Raw genomic sequence first — 21,198 nt, forward strand, 5'->3', positions numbered from 1 at the left:
TTACGCCGCACCGTGCCCCCTGAGCGGGGTGACCGGTGCGGCGTACCCGCGCTGTCAGCGGCTCCTTCTCCGTGGCCCGAGTCTCACTCGTATTGCGGTGGCCACGTGCGCGGGGCTCGCAGGGCGCCCCTCGCGTGGCGCGCCCGGACCTGCCCGAGGGACCTCCGGCAGCGGCCCGAGCCCTGCGGACCGCGCGGAAGGCGACTTCGGACAACTCCCTGCGTGACCGCTCGGATTGGGGGATCCTGGCGACCGTGATCGAAAGTTTGAGCGAAAAGACTCCGGACGGTGAGGTCGGCGCACTGCTCCGCGTCCTGGACGGACAGCGGCGCCACGTCCTCGGCATCCTCGAAGGGCTCGACGCCGAGGATCTGCGACGGCCCGTGCTGCCCTCCGGATGGCACTGCCTGGGGCTGGTCCAGCACCTCACGCTGGACGTGGAGCGGTTCTGGTTCCGCGCGGTCGTCGCCGGGAACGAGGAGGTCATCCGCGGTCTGACGAGCGGGGACGAAGCGTGGAAGGTGGGACCGGGGGTGCCGGCCGTCGACGTGTTCGACCGGTACCGGCAGGAGACGGAACGCGCCGATGCCGTGATCAGCGTGACCCCTGCCGACGCCGGACCGGCCTGGTGGCCCCACGGCCTGTTCGGTGAACCGCACCTGCACACCCTGCGCGACGTCCTGCTGCACGTCATCACCGAGACCGCCTGCCACGCCGGCCACCTCGACGCGGCCCGCGAGCTCATCGACGGCCACCGCTGGCTGGTCCTGACGACCTAGCGACGCCTGGGCCGCTCCCTCACAGGCTCCGGGCGGAGATGTCCCCGTGGGAGGTGGTGGCGCGGATGTCCAGTGCGGTGGTGCCGTCGTTCCTGAGGGCGTTGTGGACGCGGCCGAGGCCGGTTTCGGCGTCCAGGGCCGCCGAGACGCCGTTGGCGGCGGCGACCGAGATGTCGCCGGACTGGGTGCGGAGCACGACCGTTCCCTTCGCGGCCTCGTCGACCCGGATGTCGCCCCTGGCGGTGCTGATGTCCGCCGACCCGTTCAGCCGGCCGACCTCCACGTCGCCGTCGACCACGGTGAGGCGGACGCTCGCGGCCTCGTCGACCTTGAACCGGCGGTACGCGCCGTCGAAGGCGACGTCGCCGAGGCGTCCGACTCCCCGGAACTCGGCGCCGGCGGCCTTGCCCTCGACGTCGGAGCCGGCGGGCAGCTGGACGGTGACCTCCAGGGAGCCGGAGGGACCGAAGAGCTGCTTGCCGCCGGCCGGGGCCGTGATCCGCAGGACGCCGTCGGCGTAGGCGACGGTGGTCTGCTCGGCGGCCTTGGTGTCCCGGGACTTGGAGGGGTCGGCGGGCAGGACCTCGACGGTGGTGTCGGCGCGGTCCGAGGCGATGAACTGGACGCGCCCGGCCGGGATGTCGACGACGGCGGAGACCGGGGCGGGGGTGTCGAACTTCTGCATCGTGCTCTCCCGTGTTCGCTGTTGTTTCCGACATTGGAAAAGCTACGTTGCTTTCCAGATACTGGCAACGTACTTGTTGCATAGAAGTAGCAGTACAGCAGGTCAGACTACTTAAAGTGTTGCAATGAGCTCGCCGACAACGCAACGACCCCTTCCAATGTCGTTGCAATGAGCGCGAGGTGAACGCTATGCTGGGGATCACCGAACGCCGTGACGCATCCCCGAGGAGGCCCCGTTGCCGGGAGGCAGGCTCACCCAGCAGGAACGCCGGCAGATCGCGCTGGGCCTGGCCGACGGCCTCGCCTACGCCGAGATCGCCAGGCGCCTCGGCCGTCCCACCTCCACGATCACCCGTGAGGTGATGCGCAACGGCGGCCCCACCGCCTACCGCGCCGAGCTGGCCCACCGTGCCACCGAACGCCGCGCACGCCGGCGCGGGCCCGCCTCCTCCCGGGACCCGCAGTCGGTCCCCCAGCCGCACGGACGCGACGCCGAGGCCGTGGCCGAGTACGAGGAGACGCTCACCACCGTCCTCATGGCCTCGGGCCTGCCCAAGATGACGGCCCGGGTGCTGACCTGCCTGTTCACCACCGACGCGGGCAGCCTCACCGCGTCCGAACTCGCCCGGCGCCTCCAGGTCAGCCCGGCGTCCGTCTCCAAGGCGATCACCTTCCTGGAGGGCCAGAGCCTGGTCCGCCGGGAACGCGACGAACGCCGCCGCGACCGCTACGTCGTCGACGACGAGCTCTTCTACCAGGCGACGATCGCCAGCGCCCGCGCCAACGACCGACTCGTCGAGACCGCACGCCGAGGCGTCGCCGTCCTCGGTCCCCACACCCCCGCCGCCAACCGCCTGGAGAACGTCGCCCGCTTCCTCGACTTCATCAGCGAGAGCATCACCCGCGCCGCCGAGCAGGCCCGCGAAGTCCTCCACACGAAACCCGCGACCGCCCCGAACGACACGGCAGTCCCGGCTGACAGCTGACACCTGACAGCCGACAGCCGACACCTGACCGGCGGCCAGGGCCGGCCCCGCCACCACTGACGGCGCGCCCAGCCGCCGACGGCACCCGGCCCACCACCGCCACCGGAATGCCCCCTCCCGTAGGCCGACCCCACCCGGCCGGGGCGTCGCCGTCAGACGGTGTGGTCGCGGATGCGCCCCAGCAGGGCCCGCAGGTGTACCCGGTCGTCCGCGTCCAGGGCGGCGGTCGCCTCGGCGAGGGAGAGGCGGTCGATCTCCTCCGCCTCGCGGTGGCAGCGCAGCCCCTCCTCGGTGAGCCGGACCAGGAAGGCGCGCCGGTCCTGCGGGTGGCGCACCCGCTCCACGAGGCCGTCACGCTCAAGGCTGTCCACGATCGTGGTGGCGGTACGGGCCGCGATGCCCGCCATCTCGCTCAGGTCCCGCATCCGCAGCGGCTTCTGGGCCTGGGCCAGCATGCGCATGGCGCGCAGCCGGGCCACCGAGGCCCCCTTCTCCCGCAACCGGGCCTCCACGAACTGCCGTAGCCGGTACGTCGTCTCGTACAGCTCGTCGATCAGGATGTCGCTGCTGCCCTGCACTGCCATGGTGCCCAGTCTCCCCTGTCCCGCAGTATGGAAGCCATATGCTGAGTAAGCACATAGTGCGTATGCTCAGCATATGCGCCGACGTCACTCCGTGCTGTCCGCCCTGCCCGCCCGCATCAGCCAGCGCCTGGTCGTCCCCGTCGTGTGCGTCAGCGTGACGTTCATCGCGATCGTCGACGGAGCGATCACGACGGTGGCCCTGCCCTCGATCGCCCGTCAGTTCCGGCTGACCACCGCCGCGCTGGACGGGGTGGTCGTCGTCTACCCGGTCTGCCTGGCCATGGCCATACCGGCCTCGGCCTGGCTGGTCGAACGCTTCGGCGGCAAACGCGTCCTGCTGACCGCCCTGGCCGGTTTCCTCGGCTCGTCGCTGCTGTGCGGGGCGGCGGCCGGGCTCGGCCAGCTCGTCGCGTACCGTGCCGTACAGGGGCTGTCGGCCGGCGTCCTCTTCCCGGCCTCCGCCGCGCTGCTGTTCGGCACCTTCGACTCTGCCGAGCAGGTGCGCATCTCCCGCTACATGATCATTCCGCAGCAGATCGCCCCGGCCGCGGCCCCCGTGCTGGGCGGGCTGCTGGTGGACCACCTGTCGTGGCGGTGGGTCTTCTACGTCAATCTGCCGGTCGGCCTGCCGGCCGTGCTGTTCGGCGCGCTGTTCCTCGCCGGTGACCGCGGCGGCCGGCCGGGCCGCTTCGACCTGCCGGGCCTGCTGCTGAGCGCGGGGGCGCTGGGCACCGCGATGTTCGGCGTCAGCGAGGGACCCAACCGCGGCTGGACCTCGCCCGCCGTCCTGGTCTCCCTCGTCCTCGGAGCGGTGCTGCTGGCCGCCGCCGTCGCCGTCGAACTGCGCACCGCCCACCCCCTGCTGCGGCTCGGGCTGTTCACCGACCGGCTCTTCCGGGACACCAACCTGATCAATCTGGTCGGTCTCGTCCCCATCATGGGCGCCCTGTACCTGAGCCCCCTCTTCCTCCAGCAGGCCCAGGGCCGCACGGCGCTGGAGTCCGGACTGACCACCTTCCCCGAGGCGTTCGGCGTCCTGCTGACCGTGCAGATCGTCGGCGTCCTGTACGCCAGGGTCGGTCCGCGCCTGATCGTCGGCTGCGGCATGACCGGAGTCGGCGCGGTGCTGGTGCTCCTCGCCGGCTGCGACGCGGACACCGGCCTGTGGACCTTCCGGTGCTACATGTTCCTGTTCGGGGCCGCGATCGGCTGCTTCTTCATACCGACCACGGTCGCCTCCCTGGCCACCGTCGACCGGGCGGACCTCGCGCAGGCCACCATGCTCAACACCGTCGTCCGCCAGACCGGCGGCGCGCTCGCGCCGGCCGCGGTGACCACGGCCCTCGTCCTCGGCACCGCGCCGGACGCCGGCGCGGCACCACCCGTCACCGCGTACCAGCACGCGTACCTCGCCCTCGCCGCGATCGCGGCGGCGACGGCGGTCTTCACCTTCACCCTGCCCGACGGCCCCGCCCGCGCCGCCGCCCGCGGCGGCGGGACCGGGACCGCAACCGGCCGGCCCGCTGTCCGCGGGCGCCGACGCGACCGGGTCGGCTCCTGACCGTCCCCGGGGCGGGGGTTGGACACGGGCCCGGCGTTGCGGGTGAGCCGTATGCCGGGCGCCCGGAGCCGCGGGAAGGCACGCCCTCACCGCGCAGCCGGGCGCCGGTGAAGGCCGGACGTCAGTCCTCGTCCTCGTCCTCGGGCCGATGGGAGTAGACGGTTCCCGACCACCAGGGGCCGTGCTCGGTCGTCTCCGACGAGATCACCACGTCCTGGATCCCGGCCGGGCCCAACGCCTCGACGGCATCCGCCGGCCTCCGCAGGAGAGTCGGGACGCTGTCGCAGCCGGGGCCGGCGGGGTTGGCCTGCGAGAAGTGGCGCACGGTCCACTGCTTCGGAGTATCCCTCACGGACTGATCGTAGAAACGCCGACGGCCCGTCAGCACGCGAGGACAAGGACCGGCGACCCGGCCCGGACCGACGGGACGCCGGCCGGCCCGCTCGCCCGCCGCGGCCGCGTCCTGCCGGTATTGGTGGCAGGTTCCGGTCAAAAGCTTTCCCAAGTGCCGGACACCCCTCGTCGCCGGTGGTCGGGTTCTCCACGACGGCTGTACAACCACCCGTTCTGGGAGGACCCGGTGTCAGCACCGACCCGCAAGAGACGATGGCTCACGATCTGCGCCATCACCGCGTCCGCCGCACTCGTCGCCGCACCCGCGGGCGCCGCGTCCGGCAAGAACAGGAAACCCTTCGGTGCGCGCGATCTCGCCCGCATCGCCGCCGAACGCGGCATGTCCGTACGGGCCCTCGCCCCGCAGGCGAAGGCCGAGGACGACGACGGCAACGAGGCCGACGAGATAGCCGAGGGGGCCGACCAGTACGCCGAGGCCCGCACCTCGCCCGGCATCGTCGCCCCGGGCGCGTACGGCGCCGCCTGGACCGGCTTCACCCACCTGCCCGGCACCGGCGGAAGCTGGCGCCACGTCACCGGCCTGCCGTACGACTCCGACGACTCCCGCTACCGGGACATCGACTCCAACTCCAGCGGTGGATCGGGCGAGGTGACCGGGCGGATGGCCGCGGTCGCCGCCGACGACGACGGGTACGTGTACGCGGGCAGCGCCGGCGGCGGCGTCTGGAGGTCCAAGCGGGGCGGCGGCCACTGGAAGCCGATCAGCGACGAGCTGCCGTCCCAGTCCACCGGCGCGCTCGCGCTCGACGGCGCCGGACGGCTGTGGCTGGGCACCGGCGAGGCGACCACCAACGCCGACGCCTACCTCGGCAGCGGTGTCTACGTCCTGTCCCACCCGCACGACGGCACCTTCTCCGCCCGTGACCGGGTCGGCGGCGACGAGCTGGAGTCCACCACCATCCACGAACTGCGCTTCGGCGGCGGCAAGGTGTGGGCGGCGACCAGCGCCGGCGTGTGGAGCCACTCCACGAGGACGCCGAAGGGCGCCTGGAAGCTGGAGTACGCGCCCAACCCCGACTACCTGCCGGGCGGTCCGAAGGACGACGACCCCGACGCCGCGTACAAGAACATCGCCAACGACATCGCGATCGACCCGAAGGACCCGGGCAAGGTCGTGCTCGCGGTCGGCTGGCGCAGCGGCGACGACTACAACGGCTTCTACACCAGGGTCCACGGCACCTGGACCCGTATCACCAGCGGTTTCGGTGACCTGCCGACCGACGCGGACGGCGTCGGCAACGTCACCTTCGCCCGGTCCGCCGACGGCTCGCGCTACTACGCCGTCGACCAGTCGCCGGAGCAGCTGAACACCAACCCGGACAGCGGACTCGAGGGCGTCTTCGTCTCCAGGTCCGGCTCCCCGACCGGGCCCTGGACGAAGATCGCCGACTACAAGGGGCTGGCGGCCTCCGGCTCCGCGCTGACCACCGCCGGGTACATGCCGGGCGTACAGGCCTGGTACAACCAGTTCCTCACCGTCGACCCGAGCGACCCCGAGCACGTCTACGCGGGCCTCGAGGAGGTCTACGAGACCAAGGACGGCGGCAGCACCTGGTCAACCGTCGGCCCGTACTGGAACTTCCCCTTCCCCTGCTGGAGCATCGACCCGGCCAAGCAGACCGGCGACTGCCACCAGACCCCCCACTCCGACCAGCACGGCGTCGCGATCGGCCGCTACCACGGCAAGAGCTTCGTGTACGTAGGCAACGACGGCGGCGTCTACAAGCGCCCGGTCAACGGCTCGCAGGACGCCTCCGGCCACGCCACCGACTGGACCTCCCTCAACGACGGCACCATCGACACCCTCCAGTACTACTCGGTCGGCGTCGGCAAGGACCTCGACCACGGCGGCCTCTCGGTCACCGGCGGCCTCCAGGACAACGGCCAGTCCGTCCTGCGCGGCGACGACGAGGTCATGGGCTCGAACTTCGGCGGCGACGGCGGCGACACGCTCACCGACCCGGCCGACGGCTGCCACATCGCGGAGGAGTACGTCTACCTCGCCGTCCAGGTGACCCGGAACTGCGCGGTCAACGACGGCAGCTGGGTCACCGACCCGGGCAAGGCCACCTCATACAACGTCGCCCCGGCCGACAACGCCACCGGCGAGGCCCGCTTCATCGCCCCGCTCGCGGCCGACACGAAGGACAGCTCGACGTGGATCGCCGGCGGCCGGCACATCTGGGTGCAGACCCACGGCTACGCCATCCGCAGCGGCGACGAGTGGAAGAGCGTGTACGACCTCGGCGCCGGCCGCACGGCGACCGCCGTCGCGGCCTCGGGCGGCACGGTGTACGCGGCCTGGTGCGGACCCTGCAACAACCAGGGTTTCGCCCGCGGCATCTCCGTCGGGAACGCCGGGGGCACCGCCCGGACGAAGTCCGGGGGAGGCACCGGTTGGCACGACATCAGCCTGCCCGTGGACGGGACCGTGCCCAACCGCTACCTCAGCGGCTTCGCCGTCGACCCGAAGGACGCCGACCACGTCATCCTCGCGGTCAACGGCTTCTCCCGGCACTGGACCGAGGGCCCCGGCGCCGGCGTCGGCCACGTCTTCGAGTCCACCGACGCGGGAACCACCTGGAAGGACATCTCGGCGAACCTGCCCGACGTGCCGGCCAACTCCGCGATCGTCACGCCGAACGGCGGTCTCGCCGTCGCCACCGACCTGGGCGTCGTCTACCGCGCGCCCGGCCGCACCACATGGCAGCGGGTCGGCAGCCTCCCGGCCGTCGCCGTGCTCCAGCTGAAGCTGAGCCCCGACGGCGGCACCCTGTACGCGGCCACCCACGGCCGCGGCATCTACGCCATCAAGGTGCGCGACCGCACCTGACGCACACCGCGTGGTGAGGGCAGGGGTGACCCCGGGTCGTCCGGGGTCACCCCTCCCGCGGGTACGGGGTGACCGTCACGTCGAGAACGAACGCGACCCGTGCCGCTCCCGCCACGTCCGGCGCCTCGGCCGACGCGGTGATCCTGGCGACGCCGCCCCGGGCGCCCGCGGACCGCAGCGTGGCGTGCGCGGTGCCGTCGGCGTCCACGCGCCATCCGGACACCGGGACGAAGGCCGGTGCGGAACTGCGCACGGCCGTCCACCGCTTGTCATCCGTGCGGGGCCGCAGCACCAGCGACACCACGGTCCCGGGGCGCACGCACACCCGCCGCCGCGGCGGATCGCCCGGCGCGACGGCGACCTCCGCCCGCCCCGCGACACATCCGGTACCCGGCGCGCTCGTCGGCGTGCTGCTCGCCGGCCCCGTCGAGCGGTCCCCGGACGCCCCTCCGGCTGCTCCACCGCCGGGGGACGTACCGCAGGCGGCCAGGACGACCACCCCGGCGACCGTCCATCCCGCGAACCGGCACCGCATCCCCGTACCTCCCTGCGTCAACCGTGCGATCGGCCGGCTCCCTGCGTTCGAAGGGCGGTCGCCCAACGGCGTCCTGCGGGGGCGGTGTTCGCCCCCACAGACCCAGGCGGGCTCGTCCTCGTCGCAGGCCAGGTGGCGGCTCCTCATGGAGCCGGAGCCGCTCACTGCTACTCGCCGGGACGCGTGTCCTCGGGGGCCAGCAGCACGGCGATTCCGCCCGTGTGCGCGACGGCGTCGCTGACCCGCGGGTTGAAGAGGGCCGCGACCGCGCCACGGTGGTGGGGGCTGACGACGAGCAGGTCCGCCTTGAAGTCCTCGGCCGCGGCGGAGATGACGGAGGGAACCTGCTGCGTCAGGCTGTGCGCCAGGTGCCCCTCCGCCTCCACACCGAGGCCGCGGAGGGTTGCCAGGGCCTCCTCGAGAATCGCCTTGCCCTGCTCCTCTTCCTCCAGCTTCACGACGGTGTCGCCGGCGACCATGGACGTCACGACGTGGAGCACGTGGACCGTCGCGTTGGCCGGGCGGGCCAGCTCACCGGCCATCAGGAGTGCCGTCTTCCGGGCGGCGCTGGGATCGATGGCCACCAGGATGCGTTCGAACACGGCGTTCTTCCTCTCTGCGACCGCTGTGGCCGGGGCCCGGCGGCGGGGTGATGATGGACGAGGACGGAAGGCCGACGTCCACCGAAAAAATATGACTGGTCGTCTTATAAGTCAATATCAACAATGCCCGGTTCCGGCATTGTCAAGCAGACCGACCACATTGAGGTTATGCCTCAGGTGAGCGTCAGGCGAAAGCTGATCGAACACGCGCGACGTCGTCCGGCGCAGCCTCGCCGTCATCAAGGCGTGACCGCCGCGCTCCACCGGTGCACGGGGCCGACCGGCCCCACCGTTCGTCCCCCGCGCCAACCCCGGGGGCGGGGCCGCCCGGTGGCCCCCGGCCGGGAGCGTACCGGTGCTCCCTCGACCGTCAGGGGCTCAGCGCTGGCAGGGCGATGCCCAACTCATCGCCCAGGTGCGCGTGATCGGCCGTGGTCGTGGCCCGCAGCGCGGCGCCCTCGAAGAAGTCGAGCAGGAACGCGGCCAGGGCGGCGGCGGACCAGGCACCGGTGATCTCGCCCGACGCCTGGCCCTCCGCGATCGTGGCGGTCATCGCGTCCGTCCAGCCGTCCAGGGCCTCGCGCACGCCCTCGCGGACCTTCTCGCCGGCATGGGCACCGTCACTGGCCAGCGTGCCGAGCAGGCACCCGTACGCGACCCCGGAGCCGCGGATGCGCTCGGCCTGCGCGGTCAGGTGTCCGCGCAGGCGCTCCATCGCGGGGCCATGGCCCTCCGGCAACGAGTGGTCGGCGGCACGCGCATAGCGCAGGACGATCTCCACGGCGACGTCCTGGATGCTCGTACCGGTGTACCCCTTGCGGCGGAAGACGTCCTCGGCGTTGCCGACCAGCCGTTCCCGGACACCGACCTGAGCCCCTGTCGTCTTGGGAAAGTCAAGTAAGCCCCTCGCTCATGAGCCCCCGACACCCCGCCCCCCCCCGGCCCGTCGGCACGTGGTCAAGAGCGGGGCCACAAACATTCCACTCCGGCACGCGACGCTGGGGCCGACGACCGGTGTGACGCACACGGACCACGCCTTCCGCGCACACTCGCCCTCTCTCACACGGAGATACCCATGGCCACGTATCGCGCAGTCGAGGTCGCCCCCGACGGGAGCTTGCGTCCCACTGAGCGGGAACTGGTCCCACCGGGCCCGGGGCAGGTACGCATCCGGGTGGAGGCGTGCGGCATCTGCCACAGCGACTCGGTCGCCGTGCGTCCGCACGACGAGGCGGAGCCGGGCCGGGTCCCCGGCCACGAGGCCGTCGGCCGCGTCGACGCCCTCGGCGAGGGCGTCACGGGGTGGAGCGAGGGCGACCGGGTGGGGGTGGGCTTCCTCGGCGGGCACTGCGGGATGTGCGCGCGGTGCCGGCTGGGCGACTTCGTCGGCTGCACCGACCAGCCGTACACGGGTGTGCACGTCGACGGCGGCTGCGCCGAGTACATGTACGCCCGGCAGACCGGCCTGGTGTCCGTGCCGGAGGAGATGAGCGCCACCCGGGTGGCGCCGCTGCTGTGCGCGGGGTTCACCGTGTACAACGCCCTGGTCGAGCACGTCCGGCAGCCGGGCGGCCTGGTCGCCGGTGACCTGGTGGCCGTGCAGGGCATCGGCGGTCTCGGACACCTGGCCCTGCAGTACGCGCGCGCTCTGGCGCTGCAGGTGGTCGCGGTCGCGCGCGGGGCCGACAAGGAGGAACTGGCCCTCCGGCTGGGCGCGCACCACTACGTCGACAGCACGGCGAGGAGCAGGCGTTGCTGGCGCGGGCCGAGCGGGAGTTCCTCCTCGGCCCGCCAGGCCCGCACAGGCCCCAGCAGCGTGAAACGCACCGCTTGTGCCGGCCCCTGTACTTCGCCGATGCGTAGACGCGGTGTCACGGGCATCGAGGCGTCCTCCTTTCACCGTCCGGACGGTTTCCCGGCAGCGGTCCGCCGCCTGCGCACCGCCGTACCCCTCCACGGGGTGGTGCTCCGTCCGGCGGCCACGCCGAAAAAGTAGGTGCGGGCCGCACGGTGGCCATCAGTCGGTTGACTCACCGCACTGGACGGCACCCCGGCCTCCCGCCGGCGGGCCCGCCGCGACCCCCGTGACGACTGCCGAAGCCCGCGTCCCGGGCGGCCCGGCGGACGTGTCGCCCCCGCCCCCGTGTCCGCCGTCGCGCGCCCCGTCACGGCAGGACGGGGAGGGTGTGTGGCATCGCGCCGCGGACGGACTGGTCATTCGACTGATGCGTCCCCCCGTGACAGCGGTGAGCCTGGACCGGGGCGGCCGGTGTGTGACGCGCCGGCCGTCCCGCCCACCGCTTGTGCACGGCCGAGGAGGACGAAGAGCGAATGAACGTTGCGGAGGAAGCCGTGGAAGACGTGGACCTGCTGGTGGTGGGTGGCGGCAAGGCCGGCAAGACGCTCGCCATGGACACCGCACGGGCCGGCGGCAGAGTGGTCATGGTGGAACGCGGGATGATCGGCGGCACCTGTATCGACGTGGCCTGCATCCCCACCAAGACGCTGGTGACCAGCGCCCGGCTGGCCCGCAGGGCCGGCACCGCGCAGTCGCTGGGGATCCGGCTCGGGACGCCCCGGGTGGACCTGGAACTGCTGCGCGCGCACAAGGACGGCGTGGTCTCCGACATGGTCGAGCTCAACCACCGGCAGTTCCTGGACAGCGGCATGGACTTCGTCCTGGGACCGCGCGCTTCGTGGCGGAGCGGACGGTGGAGATCGACCTCGACGACGGGGGCCGCCGTGTCGGACGCGGCACCGACGTGGTGATCAACACGGGGACGACGCCGCACATCGCGGCCCTTCCCGGGCTCGCCGAGGCGGAACCGCTGACCAGCGAGAGCATCATGGACCTGCGCCGCGTCCCGGACCGGCTCCTGGTCCTCGGCGGCGGTTACGTCGGCCTGGAGTTCGCGCACATGTTCGCCGCGTTCGGCAGCCGGGTGACGGTCCTGGAACGCGGCCCTCACCTGCTGCGCGGCGAGGACCGGGACATCGCCACGGCCCTGGCGGACTGCCTCCGGGAGGACGGCGTCGAGCTGATCACCGACGTCACGGTGAAGGAAGTGGTCCGGGAGCGGGAGACGGTGCGGGTGCTGCTGGGGGACGGGCGGACGCTGACCGCCGACGACATCCTCGCGGCGACCGGCCGGGACCCCGTCACGCGCGACCTCGGCCTGGAGGCGGCGGGGGTGCGGACCGACGACCGCGGGTTCGTACGGGTGGACGACAGGCTGGCGACCGACGCCCCGCACACCTGGGCGGTGGGCGACGTGGCCGGCAGCCCGCAGTTCACCCACGTGTCCCTGGACGACTACCGCATCGTCAAGGCCAACATCGGCGGCGGCTCCCGCAGCACGGCCGGCCGCCTGGTGCCCTGGAACCTGTTCACCGACCCGGAACTCGCCCGCGTCGGTCTCACCGAGGAGCAGGCCCGCGCCACGGGCCGTTCCATCAGGGTCGCGAAACTGCCGGTCAAGGCCATCCCGAGGGCGCGCACCCTGCGGGACACGCGGGGTCTGTGGAAGGCGGTGGTCGACCGGGACACCGAGCAGATCCTGGGTGCCGCCCTGCTCGGCCCCGAATCGGCGGAGGTGCTGTCCGTGGTGCAGACGGCCATGTGGGCCCGGATGCCGTACACCCGGCTGCGGGACGGCATGATCGCGCACCCGACCATGGCGGAGGGACTCAACGCGCTGTTCGCCTCCTGGGCGGACTGAGCGGCCGCGTCGTGCGCCGCCCGGCAGCGACCGGAAACGTTCCCGGTCGCCGTCGGCATGCCGGGCAATTGCGTACGTCGGGGACGCCCGGACGGGAAATCAGGGACTCAAGCGACCCAACTTCCGGATGTACCACGCGGCCCGCGTGCGCCTCGCGCGTCCTGCCGCGCGCCACGGCCACCGTCAGGACCGGTAGTTCTCCACCTGGGACTGCGGCCGCACACGGGCCTCGTCGGGGTCCTCCCCGAACTCGGCCCTGGCCCGCCGCTGCCGCAACAGGTCCCAGCACTGGTCCAACTCGCGTTCGAGCGCGCCGAGCCGGTCACGCTCCGCCGCGCGGTCCGCGCCGCCCCCGGCGAGGGCGTCCCGCAGCCTGCGTTCCTCGTCCGCCATCTCCGTGATCCGGTGCAGGATGCGCTGGTCGGTTTCCATGGGTGTGCTCTCCGCGTTCATCGGGATGCGGCGGCCCGGCCGGCGCGCCGCCGAGGTGGCGCAGGGCGCCGGCCAAGCCCTGGTGGGTCTGCGCCATGCCCTCCCCATCCTCGGCCGTGCGCGCCGCACCCCGGGGCGGCCCGCACGGTGGCGGCCCGGTCGTGCCACCACCCCATGCGCCGCGCCAGATCACCTCGTACAGCACCAGGTCCTCGGCCTGCTTGCCGTCCGAAGCCGGCGCCGACAGCAGGCGCGCCAGCAGTACCTCGTCCAGCGGATGGCGCTCCGCCGCCTGCCGCAAAGGCAGCAGCACCGCCTCGGCACGCCGGCAGCGCAGCGCCGTGTCCGCTGCCTCGCACACCACCGACACGTATTCGTGGTTCCAGGTCCGCCGCGCACCGCCCCTGCCTGCCAGAGGCCCAGGGCCGTGGTGAACAGTCCGACGGAGCCCGTCGGGTCGCCCGCAGCGTCCGCCTGCCGAGCCTGATCGGCCGGGGCCCGGAAGTTCAGCAGGCCGAGGCAGTCGGCATCGACACGCAGCAAGTACCCACCCGCCTGTCCACCGGATCACCGGCACGGAACAGCACCGACCAGGCGGGGGAGCGGCCGGTGACGGCGACGACCGCGACGATAGGCTCGGCCCATGGCCGCACCCGACACCGTCCCGCCCGCGCCGCCCCGCCGTACGCGCAACCCGGAACTGCACCGCCGCGCCATCCTGGAGGCCGCGTCACAGGCCTTCGCCGAGCGCGGCTACCACCGGGCCACCCTGCGGGACATCGCCCGGCGCGCCGGCGTCACCCATGGCTCGGTGCTGCGCCATTTCGGCAGCAAGGAGAGCCTGTTCCTGGCTGCCGTCCCGGGCACCCGGGACGTCGACGCCCTGGCCGAGGACACCCAGGAGCCACTGCCGGCCCGTATCGCCCGCGGCTACGTGCACCGCATGGAGAGCGCCGACGGCAACGACACGTTCGTGGCATTGCTGCGCAGCGCCGCCGACGACACCGGCAGTGCCGCCGCCCTGTACGTGGCGATGCAGGAACGTACCGACGAGGTGTACCGCCGGCTCCTGGACGAGCACGACCTGCGGCACCGGCTGCCGTTCGTCGCCGCCTTGCTCGTCGGCGTCACGTTCAGCCGGTACGTCGTACGCGCCGGGGCGCTGGCGGAGATGACCGCGGAACAACTCACCGCGGACCTCACCGCCTCCCTCGAAGCCCTGCTCCACGGGGACGCGGGCGCCGAGGACGCGCCCGTCGGGCGGGGCCGGGGACGGTGACGGCCGGCCCGTGCCGCCGCTGTCGCCCGCCCGCCCGCCGGACGGCCCGCCTTACCTCAGGTGCCGGTCGAAGAACCGGCAGCCGTCCTCCAGCTCGAACCACGGGGTGCCGGTGTGCCCGCCCAGGTTGGCGTGCAGCGTCTTCTCCTTGCTGCCGAAGGCGTCGAACAGGTCCAGGGCCCGTTGCCGGGGGTTCCCTTCGTCGTCCCACTGAAGCAGGAACAGCAGCGGAACGGTGACCTGCCGGGCCTCCTCCCGCTGGGCACGGGGCACGTACCCCCCGGCGAAGAAACCTGCGGCCGCGATGCGCGGTTCGGCCACCGCCAGCCGGATGCCGAGGGCGGTCCAGCCCCCGGAGTACCCGACCGGGCCGTCGATCCCGGGCAGTTCGAGGAGGGCGTCCAGAGTGGTCCGCCACTCCGGGACCGCGGTGTCGACCATCGGGCCGATGAGGGACTCGAAGATCTCGTCGACCGGCTCGCCGGCCCGCATCGCCCGCCGGAGGTCGGCACGGGCTTGCTTGGCGGCGGCGGAACGGGGACGGTCACCGCACCCGGCGGCGTCGATGGTGGCCACCGCGTAGCCGCGCGCGGCGGTGTAGCGGGCCCGGGCCACCAGCCGGGGGTCCGCCTTGGGCAGGCCGTTGTTGTGGGCCATCAGCACCAGCGGGGCCGGTGTGGGTCCAGGCGTCCACAGGGTGCCCGGGATCTGACCGAGGAGGAATTCGCGCTCGAGGACGCCGTCTTCGAGGCGCTGTTCGGAAGTGAAGTGCACGGTCGTGCCTTTCGGGAGTGCGTTGGAACGGCGCTCCCGGACGACCTACCGCCCGACCGTGACCCCGGAGGGGAGCACCCATGTCGATACGTTCACGGGTACCACCTCCTCGTTCTCTCGCACGGCCTTGCGGAGACTAGCAAGGCTCTCCGTGGCCCGCCAACGGGTTTTCGCCGCCGCGGCCGTGGCTGCGGGTTCGGCAGCCCCGGCCGACGAGGAGCCGTCCCGTTTCGGCGCGGTGCGGCGGCCTCGGACACCCGGGCGCGGCGGGTGGCCGGTCCGGCATCCGGGGACACGCCGGACCGGCCCCACGAGTGCCACGTCGGGCGTCCCGTGGTACGCAGCTGCTGCCGCTGCTCTTCACCTGCGGCATGAGCCGCTTCGACACCCTCGGCGAAGCCTTCATGTCCGCCGCGTACCGGTGGGCGTTCGTCCATCCGCTGCGGCGCATCCATGACAACCTCAGTGAGACGGCGCAGCAGGCGTCGGTCAAACGACTCACGGCTCCGTGCGGGCGGGTGTGCGCGGGTACGGGAACGGCCCGGCACCGCGGGGCCGGTGCCGGGCCGTGGAGGCGTGGCGTCGGAGACGATCAGTGGTGGTGTGCGTGGTGGTGGGTGGCGGCGTCAGTGGCGGTCGGTGGCGGTGCGGCCGTAGCGGCGCCGGAAGCGTTCCGCCCGGCCGGCGCCGTCCACGACGCGCGTGGTGCCGGCGCGGCAGGCTTCCAGCTGCTCACCCGCTCCACCATCGACACCCACCGCACGGCCGAGCGCACGGCCGAGTGGCAGGACGCGCGCGGGTCAGCGCTCCTCGCGGAAGAGGACGTGTGCGCCGGCCAGCGGGTCGTACTTGCGCAGGACCAGCCGGTCGGGGTCGTTCAGACGGTTCTTGCGGGTCACGTAGGTGACGCCGGTGCCGGCCGTCGACTTGAGCTTGACGACGGGGCGTGTGGTGCTGCGTGCCATGAGGGACTCCTTCCGTCGACCGCCCGAGCCCGTTGACTCGAACATGTCAGACGGTGCTCTCAACACCGTCACCCCGTGATGCATTCCCGGCCCTCACCGCCCCCCGCGGGCCCCGATCGCGCCCGCTCGGAACCGCGCGGGCAGGGCGTCCAGGGCCTTGACCGTCTCACCGGCGAAGTCGGCGGTGGCGGCGGGCCGTTCGGTCGCCCACCACACGTGTCCGTCGGGCCGCAGCAGTGCCGCGGTCACGCCGGCCCAGTGGTCCCCGCCCGTGGTGGACAGCCGGCTGCGGTGCACCGCGACGCCGGCCGCCGCCGCCCGTTCGGCCACCTCGCCGGGGACCGGGGCGTCGCCCATGGCCAGCAGCACCGGCCGGCCGTCGTGCAGCAGCGGGAGGACGCCCAGGCCCTCGGGGTCGTAGGCCCGGACGCCGGTGAGGGGGTGGGCGCCCGCGTCGGCCGGCGGGTAGGCCGTGTCGAGTCCCGACAGCTTGCCCGCCAACCTCCTGGAGAAGTGCGGATCGTCGGCGATCGCGTCGCTCAGCAGGGACCGCAGTGCGGTGACGTCCGGGGTGAGACCCGTGATCAGCGCGCTCTGCGCCAGCGTGTGCTCCGCCAGCTCCTCACCCACCGCGTGCCGTTCCGCGTGGTAGGTGTCGAGCAACTCCGAGCCGGCCCTGCCCTGTGCGACGGCGGCCAGTTTCCAGCCGAGGTTCATGGCGTCCTGGAGCCCGACGTTGAGCCCGACCCCGCCCGCGGGGAAGTGGCTGTGCGCGGCGTCCCCGGCCAGCAGCACCCGGCCGGCGCGGTAGGACGCGGCCAGGTGCGTGGCGTTGCCGAACCGGGTCAGCCAGGACGGGTCGCGCATGCCGAAGTCGGTGCCGGCGATGCGCCGTGCGGCGTCCCGGAGTTCGTCCAGCGTGAGCGGATCGCGGCGCTGGTTGAGCGGGTCGTACCCGGTGACGCGGTACCTGCCGTCAGGCAGCGGCACCACCAGCAGGCGACCGGCCTCGTTCAGGGCCTGGAAACCGGCCGGCGGCGGACTGTCCAGCACGACCTCGCCGAGGTAGGCGTACGCGGAGGTGTCGGTCCCGGGGAAGTCGACGCCCGCCTGCCGGCGCACGGTGCTGCGGGTGCCGTCGGCGCCGACGACGTACTCGGCGACGACCTCGTAGGTGCCGGCGGGGCCCCGGACCCGGAGGGTGACGGACGTGTCGTCCTGGATCAGGGAGACCACCTCGTGACCCCGCCGGACCTCCGCGCCCGACTCGACCGCGTACCGCTCCAGCAGTTCCTCGGTGGCCGACTGCGGGAAGGCCAGCATGAATGGGAAGGGCGTGGGCAGCGCCCGGAAGTCCAGACGGTTGTCCAGCATGCCGAAGTGCCAGTTCGGTAGGGGCCGGCCGCCGGCCAGGAACGCCTCGTGACGCCCGCGCATGGCCAGCACCTCGATCGTGCGGGGATGCACACCGAGGGCCTTGGAGTGCGGGCTGCGCCGCTCCGCCCGCTCCAGGACGAGGGGCCGTACGCCCGCGAGGGCCAGTTCACAGGCGGTCCACAGGCCGACGGGACCGCCGCCGACGACGACCACCTGGTGAGGCGCGGGTTCCCTGTCTTCGGACATGCCGTCTCAGCTCCTGACGAGTAGGTGCGCCGTCTGGCCTCAATGACCAGGTGGTCACTAAGGAGGGTACGACGCGGGCGCCTTAATGGCCATCTGGTCATTAAGGCTTACGTACGCGGCGTACTCGGACGACGGCGGTCCCGTTGGCTCACTCCGCCCAGCGCCCCACCGCGGTCAGCCAGGCGATGCCCGGGTTCAGCCACGCCGGGAACCTCTGCGTCATCGCCGCGAAGTACTCGGCCCGGCCGGTGGCACCTGTGAAGACCTCCGCGGCCGCGCGAAGGTAGTCGCGGGTGTCGTCGATGACGGACGCCGGGTCGTCGCGCTCGGGATGCTTGTGCCCGGCCACGACGGTGGCCGGGTCGAGGGCGGCCACGGCGTCGATCGCGCCGAGCCAGCTGTCGATGCCGTCGGCGCCGGCCTCGGAGAGGTACTGGTGCACCTGGTTGTAGATGACGTCGCCACCGACGACCAGGCCCAGGGACGGCACGTGCAGGAACGTCGTGTGATCGGTGTCGGTGTGCCCGGCGGCGTGCGGCACGAGCGGCTGCCCGTCCACCTCCAGGCCGCCTTCCGGGACGGCCTCGGCGATGACCGGGGTGTCGCCGATCAGACCGGGGAACGCCGCTCCCCAGCACGGGTTCGGCCGGCCGCCGGGGGTGGTGCGCTCCATCTCCGCGATCGTCTCGGCCGTGGCCCACACCTTCAGGTCCGGGAACCGCTCACGCACGGGCGCCGTCGCGTACCAGTGGTCGCCGTGCGCGTGCGTGACGTAGACGCCGGTGATCGTACGCCCGAAACCGGCGGCCCAGGCGGCGACGGCGACCCCCTGCTCCGTGGTCAGTCCCAGGTCGACCAGGACGTCCTCGCGGGGGCCGTAGACGAGGGTCGTGGACAACGGGGACCACAGCAGCGGGCCACCGTCCGGCCGGGGCGGCAGGGCGCCCGGCGCCAGCGGCTGCATCGGACTGACGTGTACGGCATGGGCCAAGGACGTCATCGTCGTTCCTCTCATCGGTGTCGCGGATGGAGGGGAACGGACGCTACCGCGTCCCCTCCGTGCGGATCGTCCGCCACCCGCCGCCGCTCATCCTGCTGCCGCCGGGTGTGTGCGGGGCTGCGGAGGAACCGGTACGGGCCGTTGGGGCAGCTCTTCTGCCTCACCCCACGTGTCCGTCACGCCCGTCGGCCAACTCATGCGGCAGATGAGTTAGTTGGAATATCAAACTTTATGGTTCCGTTGGTCTGAACAGCGACCCTGGCGTGGGAGGACACCGATCGTGAACAGAACACTCAGTCCAGACCGGGAAGGTGTGCCGGTGGAGGTGCGGCCCTCGGCGGGCGCCTGCCGGGTGATCAGCCTCGCCGGTTCCGGCCGGGCGGAGCAGCGGGCCAGGGAGGCGGTGCGGAACACCTGCTCGGAGTTCCTCGGAGCGAGGTTGCCGGACGCGCTCCTCGTCGTCACCGAGCTGGTGGCGAACGCGGCCTCGCACACGGCCGGTGTCCGGGGCCTGATGCTCCATCACGACCGGAACACCACGTCGCTGACGGTCTTCGACCGGGGCGGGACGGCGAACTGGCCGCACGCGACGGAGGCGGACCCGCTGGCCGAGTCCGGCCGGGGCCTGCACCTCGTCAACGCCCTCGCCGACTCCTGGCACGCCCGCCCGGCGCTCGACGGCAAGGCGGTCACCGCCGTCTTCCGCACCGGCACCGGGGCGGCGGAGTCGGACTGACCGGGCAGGGCTGCCGTCCGCCTCTACACCGCCAGCTCGGTCAGCCGCTCGATCTGGATGCCGCCCACCGTCAGCGTCTCCGCGAGCTCCGCGAACCGCCGCAGGTGGTCGCTGCCCGCGTGGGCGCGCAGGTGCTCCTCGCTCTGCCACACCTCGTGCATCACCAGCAGCCCGGGGTCGTCCAGGCCCTGGTGCGGCACGTAGGTGAGGCAACCGTCCTCCTGCCGGGTGGCGGCCACCAGGGCGGGCAGCGCGTCCCGCAGTTCCTGCTCCTTGCCGGGACGCGCCTGCATGCGCGCGACGAGGACGATGGGTGCGGTCTCGGGGTGGGTCATGGGTTTCTCCGTACGTCGTCGGGGTGGCCCTGGAAGGGGCCGGGGGGAGAGGCGGCCGTGGACGCCCGCGTGGGCCCCGCACGGCCGGGTGTGTCCGCGGGGGCCGCCGCACGGGCGGGTATGTCCGTGGGGGCCGTGCACGGACGGCCGCGGTCCGGAACAACTGTCGTCGCCGTGGAGCCGCCGGACCGGTGGTCGCCGGTGCCGCTGCCCGTTGACGCACGTCATCGGCGCCCGCGGGCAGCGTTGCGGCTCTCGCGCGGCCGGCGGCCGGTGGGGGTCGCGGGTGGAGGGCGGCGGTCGGTTCAGAAGCCGGTGAGGGTGATCTTGCCGATGGCGGTGCCGGACTCCATGACGCGGTGCGCCTCGCGGAGGTTCGCCGCGTCGATCCTGCCGAGGTCCTTCACGGCGGTGGTGGTGAGGACGCCGACGTCCACCAGGCGGGCGATCTGGGTGAGGATGTGCCGCTGCCGGTCCAGGTCGGGTGTCCGGAACAGGGAGCGGGTGAACATGAACTCCCAGTGGTAGGAGATGCTCTTGGCCTTCAGCACCCCGATGGGCAGCGAGTCGAAGTCGTCGATGGCGACGATCCTGCCGAAGGGCCGCAGCGCCTCGGCGTAGGCGGCGAGGTTGCCGTCGGTGTTGGCGGTGCTGAACACGTGTGTCAGGCCGTCCGGGGCCACCTCGGCGAGCTGGGGGACCAGGGGCCGGCGGTGGTCGACGACGTGCCGCACACCCATGCGGGTGGCGAACTCGACGGTCTCCGGACGGGAGGCGGTGCCGATGACGGTCAGGCTGGTCAGGGCGCGGGCCAGCTGGGCCGTGATGGAACCGACGCCCCCGGCCGCGGCGGTGATCAGCAGGGCGCCCTCCCGGTGCAGTCCGCCGTTCTCCAGGCCGAGGTGCTCGAACAGGCCCTCCCAGGCGGTCAGCGAGGTCAACGGCAGCGCCGCGGCTTCCGTGAAGGACAACGTGGCGGGCTTGAGGGCCGCGATGCGCTCGTCGACCGTGTGGTACTCGGCGTTCGCGCCGGCCCGGTCCAGGGCGCCGGCGTAGTACACCTCGTCGCCCGCCTTGAACGTCCCGACCTTCTCGCCGACCGCGACGACCGTGCCCGCGGCGTCCCAGCCGAGCACCTTGATCGCGCCGCCCGGGTCGTTGCTCTGCCGGATCTTGTAGTCGACGGGGTTGACCGCGACGGCCTCGACCTTCACCAGCAGGTCGTGCGGGCCGGGCTCGGGGACGGGCAGTTCCACATCGACCAGGCTCTCCGGGTCGCCGACGGGGAGGCTCTCGCGGTAACCGACGGCCCGCATGGTGGTCTTGTTCATGGGTGGATCTTCGCTTTCCGTGTGCT

At 72.7% G+C, this 21,198-nt stretch carries 23 protein-coding genes and 1 pseudogene; 10 read left to right on the plus strand and 14 right to left on the minus strand.

Features of this window, described 5'->3' with window-relative positions; genetic code table 11:
* The first annotated feature begins 254 nt into the window (after window positions 1-254).
* Window positions 255-779, plus strand: a complete 525-nt coding sequence (locus AB0947_RS23000; RefSeq protein ID WP_366752201.1) for a DinB family protein — start codon at window positions 255-257, stop codon at window positions 777-779.
* A gap of 19 nt (window positions 780-798) precedes the next feature.
* On the opposite strand, the gene AB0947_RS23005 is transcribed toward AB0947_RS23000, so the two are convergent.
* A complete protein-coding gene (locus AB0947_RS23005) occupies window positions 799-1,464 on the minus strand; it encodes a DUF4097 family beta strand repeat-containing protein (protein WP_366752202.1) in 666 nt (221 codons plus the stop codon).
* A 235-nt stretch (window positions 1,465-1,699) separates the two neighbouring features.
* On the opposite strand from AB0947_RS23005, the gene AB0947_RS23010 reads away from it, so the two are divergent.
* Window positions 1,700-2,449 (plus strand): helix-turn-helix domain-containing protein, encoded by a 750-nt coding sequence (locus AB0947_RS23010; protein WP_366752203.1) that lies wholly within the window; start codon window positions 1,700-1,702, stop codon window positions 2,447-2,449.
* A gap of 152 nt (window positions 2,450-2,601) precedes the next feature.
* On the opposite strand, the gene AB0947_RS23015 is transcribed toward AB0947_RS23010, so the two are convergent.
* Window positions 2,602-3,033, minus strand: a complete 432-nt coding sequence (locus tag AB0947_RS23015; RefSeq protein WP_366752204.1) for a MarR family transcriptional regulator — start codon at window positions 3,031-3,033, stop codon at window positions 2,602-2,604.
* A 91-nt stretch (window positions 3,034-3,124) separates the two neighbouring features.
* On the opposite strand from AB0947_RS23015, the gene AB0947_RS23020 reads away from it, so the two are divergent.
* Window positions 3,125-4,594, plus strand: coding sequence for a DHA2 family efflux MFS transporter permease subunit (locus tag AB0947_RS23020; RefSeq protein WP_366752345.1), 1,470 nt, complete (start codon window positions 3,125-3,127; stop codon window positions 4,592-4,594).
* 121 nt (window positions 4,595-4,715) lie between these two features.
* Here AB0947_RS23020 and AB0947_RS23025 read toward each other — a convergent pair whose 3' ends face one another.
* Window positions 4,716-4,946, minus strand: coding sequence for a hypothetical protein (locus tag AB0947_RS23025; RefSeq protein ID WP_366752205.1), 231 nt, complete (start codon window positions 4,944-4,946; stop codon window positions 4,716-4,718).
* A gap of 228 nt (window positions 4,947-5,174) precedes the next feature.
* Between AB0947_RS23025 and AB0947_RS23030 the strand changes: the two genes are divergently transcribed.
* On the plus strand, window positions 5,175-7,841 hold the full coding sequence (locus tag AB0947_RS23030) for a glycosyl hydrolase (RefSeq protein WP_366752206.1): 2,667 nt from the start codon (window positions 5,175-5,177) through the stop codon (window positions 7,839-7,841).
* A gap of 46 nt (window positions 7,842-7,887) precedes the next feature.
* Here the strand turns inward: AB0947_RS23030 and AB0947_RS23035 are convergent, their stop codons facing one another.
* From AB0947_RS23035 to AB0947_RS23045, 3 genes are all read right to left on the minus strand, one after another.
* Complete coding sequence (locus AB0947_RS23035; protein WP_366752207.1) at window positions 7,888-8,160, minus strand: acetyl-CoA synthetase; 273 nt, start codon at window positions 8,158-8,160, stop codon at window positions 7,888-7,890.
* A gap of 383 nt (window positions 8,161-8,543) precedes the next feature.
* Entirely contained in the window at window positions 8,544-8,978 is a 435-nt protein-coding gene (locus AB0947_RS23040) for a universal stress protein (RefSeq protein ID WP_366752208.1), read from the minus strand.
* Between the two features lie 370 nt (window positions 8,979-9,348).
* A complete protein-coding gene (locus tag AB0947_RS23045; RefSeq protein ID WP_366752209.1) occupies window positions 9,349-9,759 on the minus strand; it encodes a TetR family transcriptional regulator C-terminal domain-containing protein in 411 nt (136 codons plus the stop codon).
* Between the two features lie 294 nt (window positions 9,760-10,053).
* Between AB0947_RS23045 and AB0947_RS23050 the strand changes: the two genes are divergently transcribed.
* The 3 genes from AB0947_RS23050 to AB0947_RS23060 all read left to right on the plus strand — a co-directional run bounded on the left by AB0947_RS23050 (window position 10,054) and on the right by AB0947_RS23060 (window position 12,697).
* Window positions 10,054-10,974 carry an alcohol dehydrogenase catalytic domain-containing protein gene (locus AB0947_RS23050; protein ID WP_366752210.1) on the plus strand — a complete coding sequence of 307 codons (921 nt, stop codon included), beginning with the start codon at window positions 10,054-10,056 and terminating at the stop codon, window positions 10,972-10,974.
* A gap of 335 nt (window positions 10,975-11,309) precedes the next feature.
* Window positions 11,310-11,747 carry an FAD-dependent oxidoreductase gene (locus tag AB0947_RS23055; RefSeq protein ID WP_366752211.1) on the plus strand — a complete coding sequence of 146 codons (438 nt, stop codon included), beginning with the start codon at window positions 11,310-11,312 and terminating at the stop codon, window positions 11,745-11,747.
* Window positions 11,675-12,697: an FAD-dependent oxidoreductase gene (locus AB0947_RS23060; protein WP_366752212.1), complete on the plus strand. Its 1,023-nt coding sequence runs from the start codon at window positions 11,675-11,677 to the stop codon at window positions 12,695-12,697. Before AB0947_RS23055 ends, AB0947_RS23060 begins: the two co-directional genes overlap by 73 nt.
* Before the next feature lie 183 nt (window positions 12,698-12,880).
* Here AB0947_RS23060 and AB0947_RS23065 read toward each other — a convergent pair whose 3' ends face one another.
* Window positions 12,881-13,129 carry a DUF2630 family protein gene (locus AB0947_RS23065; protein WP_366752213.1) on the minus strand — a complete coding sequence of 83 codons (249 nt, stop codon included), beginning with the start codon at window positions 13,127-13,129 and terminating at the stop codon, window positions 12,881-12,883.
* Entirely contained in the window at window positions 13,020-13,835 is an 816-nt protein-coding gene (locus AB0947_RS23070) for a BTAD domain-containing putative transcriptional regulator (protein WP_366752214.1), read from the minus strand. Before AB0947_RS23070 ends, AB0947_RS23065 begins: the two co-directional genes overlap by 110 nt.
* On the opposite strand from AB0947_RS23070, the gene AB0947_RS23075 reads away from it, so the two are divergent.
* The gene (locus AB0947_RS23075; RefSeq protein WP_366752215.1) at window positions 13,773-14,408 is read left to right on the plus strand and encodes a TetR family transcriptional regulator; all 636 of its coding nucleotides are present in this window, start codon (window positions 13,773-13,775) and stop codon (window positions 14,406-14,408) included. The two genes, AB0947_RS23070 and AB0947_RS23075, sit on opposite strands and share 63 nt — an antisense overlap.
* A 51-nt stretch (window positions 14,409-14,459) precedes the next feature.
* Here AB0947_RS23075 and AB0947_RS23080 read toward each other — a convergent pair whose 3' ends face one another.
* A complete protein-coding gene (locus AB0947_RS23080; RefSeq protein WP_366752216.1) occupies window positions 14,460-15,182 on the minus strand; it encodes an alpha/beta hydrolase in 723 nt (240 codons plus the stop codon).
* 371 nt (window positions 15,183-15,553) lie between these two features.
* Here AB0947_RS23080 and AB0947_RS23085 point away from each other — a divergent pair.
* Window positions 15,554-15,598, plus strand: a pseudogene (locus tag AB0947_RS23085) (hypothetical protein); the annotation flags it as partial.
* A gap of 384 nt (window positions 15,599-15,982) precedes the next feature.
* On the opposite strand, the gene rpmG reads toward AB0947_RS23085, so the two are convergent.
* The 3 genes from rpmG to AB0947_RS23100 all read right to left on the minus strand — a co-directional run bounded on the left by rpmG (window position 15,983) and on the right by AB0947_RS23100 (window position 18,770).
* Window positions 15,983-16,147 (minus strand): 50S ribosomal protein L33, encoded by a 165-nt coding sequence (gene rpmG / locus AB0947_RS23090; protein ID WP_366752217.1) that lies wholly within the window; start codon window positions 16,145-16,147, stop codon window positions 15,983-15,985.
* A gap of 93 nt (window positions 16,148-16,240) precedes the next feature.
* Complete coding sequence (locus tag AB0947_RS23095) at window positions 16,241-17,770, minus strand: FAD-dependent monooxygenase (RefSeq protein WP_366752218.1); 1,530 nt, start codon at window positions 17,768-17,770, stop codon at window positions 16,241-16,243.
* Window positions 17,771-17,918: 148 nt separating this feature from the next.
* Window positions 17,919-18,770: an MBL fold metallo-hydrolase gene (locus AB0947_RS23100; protein ID WP_366752219.1), complete on the minus strand. Its 852-nt coding sequence runs from the start codon at window positions 18,768-18,770 to the stop codon at window positions 17,919-17,921.
* A 280-nt stretch (window positions 18,771-19,050) separates the two neighbouring features.
* Here AB0947_RS23100 and AB0947_RS23105 point away from each other — a divergent pair, with 280 nt between their 5' ends.
* Window positions 19,051-19,506 (plus strand): ATP-binding protein, encoded by a 456-nt coding sequence (locus tag AB0947_RS23105; protein WP_366752220.1) that lies wholly within the window; start codon window positions 19,051-19,053, stop codon window positions 19,504-19,506.
* Window positions 19,507-19,529: 23 nt separating this feature from the next.
* Here AB0947_RS23105 and AB0947_RS23110 read toward each other — a convergent pair whose 3' ends face one another.
* Window positions 19,530-19,841: a putative quinol monooxygenase gene (locus tag AB0947_RS23110; RefSeq protein ID WP_366752221.1), complete on the minus strand. Its 312-nt coding sequence runs from the start codon at window positions 19,839-19,841 to the stop codon at window positions 19,530-19,532.
* 305 nt (window positions 19,842-20,146) lie between these two features.
* Window positions 20,147-21,172: a zinc-binding alcohol dehydrogenase family protein gene (locus AB0947_RS23115; protein WP_366752222.1), complete on the minus strand. Its 1,026-nt coding sequence runs from the start codon at window positions 21,170-21,172 to the stop codon at window positions 20,147-20,149.
* Between the last annotated feature and the right edge of the window lie 26 nt (window positions 21,173-21,198).

The organism is Streptomyces sp. NPDC047841 (assembly GCF_040704085.1).
Taxonomy (GTDB): domain Bacteria; phylum Actinomycetota; class Actinomycetes; order Streptomycetales; family Streptomycetaceae; genus Streptomyces; species Streptomyces argyrophylli.

Bases quoted from the DNA above. Each gene is read 5' to 3' on its own strand.
- AB0947_RS23005 (WP_366752202.1), bottom strand. From the start codon at position 1,464: ATGCAGAAGTTCGACACCCCCGCCCCGGTCTCCGCCGTCGTCGACATC.
- AB0947_RS23015 (WP_366752204.1), bottom strand. From the start codon at position 3,033: ATGGCAGTGCAGGGCAGCAGCGACATCCTGATCGACGAGCTGTACGAG.
- AB0947_RS23050 (WP_366752210.1), top strand. From the start codon at position 10,054: ATGGCCACGTATCGCGCAGTCGAGGTCGCCCCCGACGGGAGCTTGCGT.
- AB0947_RS23055 (WP_366752211.1), top strand. From the start codon at position 11,310: ATGAACGTTGCGGAGGAAGCCGTGGAAGACGTGGACCTGCTGGTGGTG.
- AB0947_RS23065 (WP_366752213.1), bottom strand. From the start codon at position 13,129: ATGGAAACCGACCAGCGCATCCTGCACCGGATCACGGAGATGGCGGAC.
- AB0947_RS23075 (WP_366752215.1), top strand. From the start codon at position 13,773: ATGGCCGCACCCGACACCGTCCCGCCCGCGCCGCCCCGCCGTACGCGC.
- rpmG (WP_366752217.1), bottom strand. From the start codon at position 16,147: ATGGCACGCAGCACCACACGCCCCGTCGTCAAGCTCAAGTCGACGGCC.
- AB0947_RS23095 (WP_366752218.1), bottom strand. From the start codon at position 17,770: ATGTCCGAAGACAGGGAACCCGCGCCTCACCAGGTGGTCGTCGTCGGC.
- AB0947_RS23100 (WP_366752219.1), bottom strand. From the start codon at position 18,770: ATGACGTCCTTGGCCCATGCCGTACACGTCAGTCCGATGCAGCCGCTG.
- AB0947_RS23110 (WP_366752221.1), bottom strand. From the start codon at position 19,841: ATGACCCACCCCGAGACCGCACCCATCGTCCTCGTCGCGCGCATGCAG.
- AB0947_RS23115 (WP_366752222.1), bottom strand. From the start codon at position 21,172: ATGAACAAGACCACCATGCGGGCCGTCGGTTACCGCGAGAGCCTCCCC.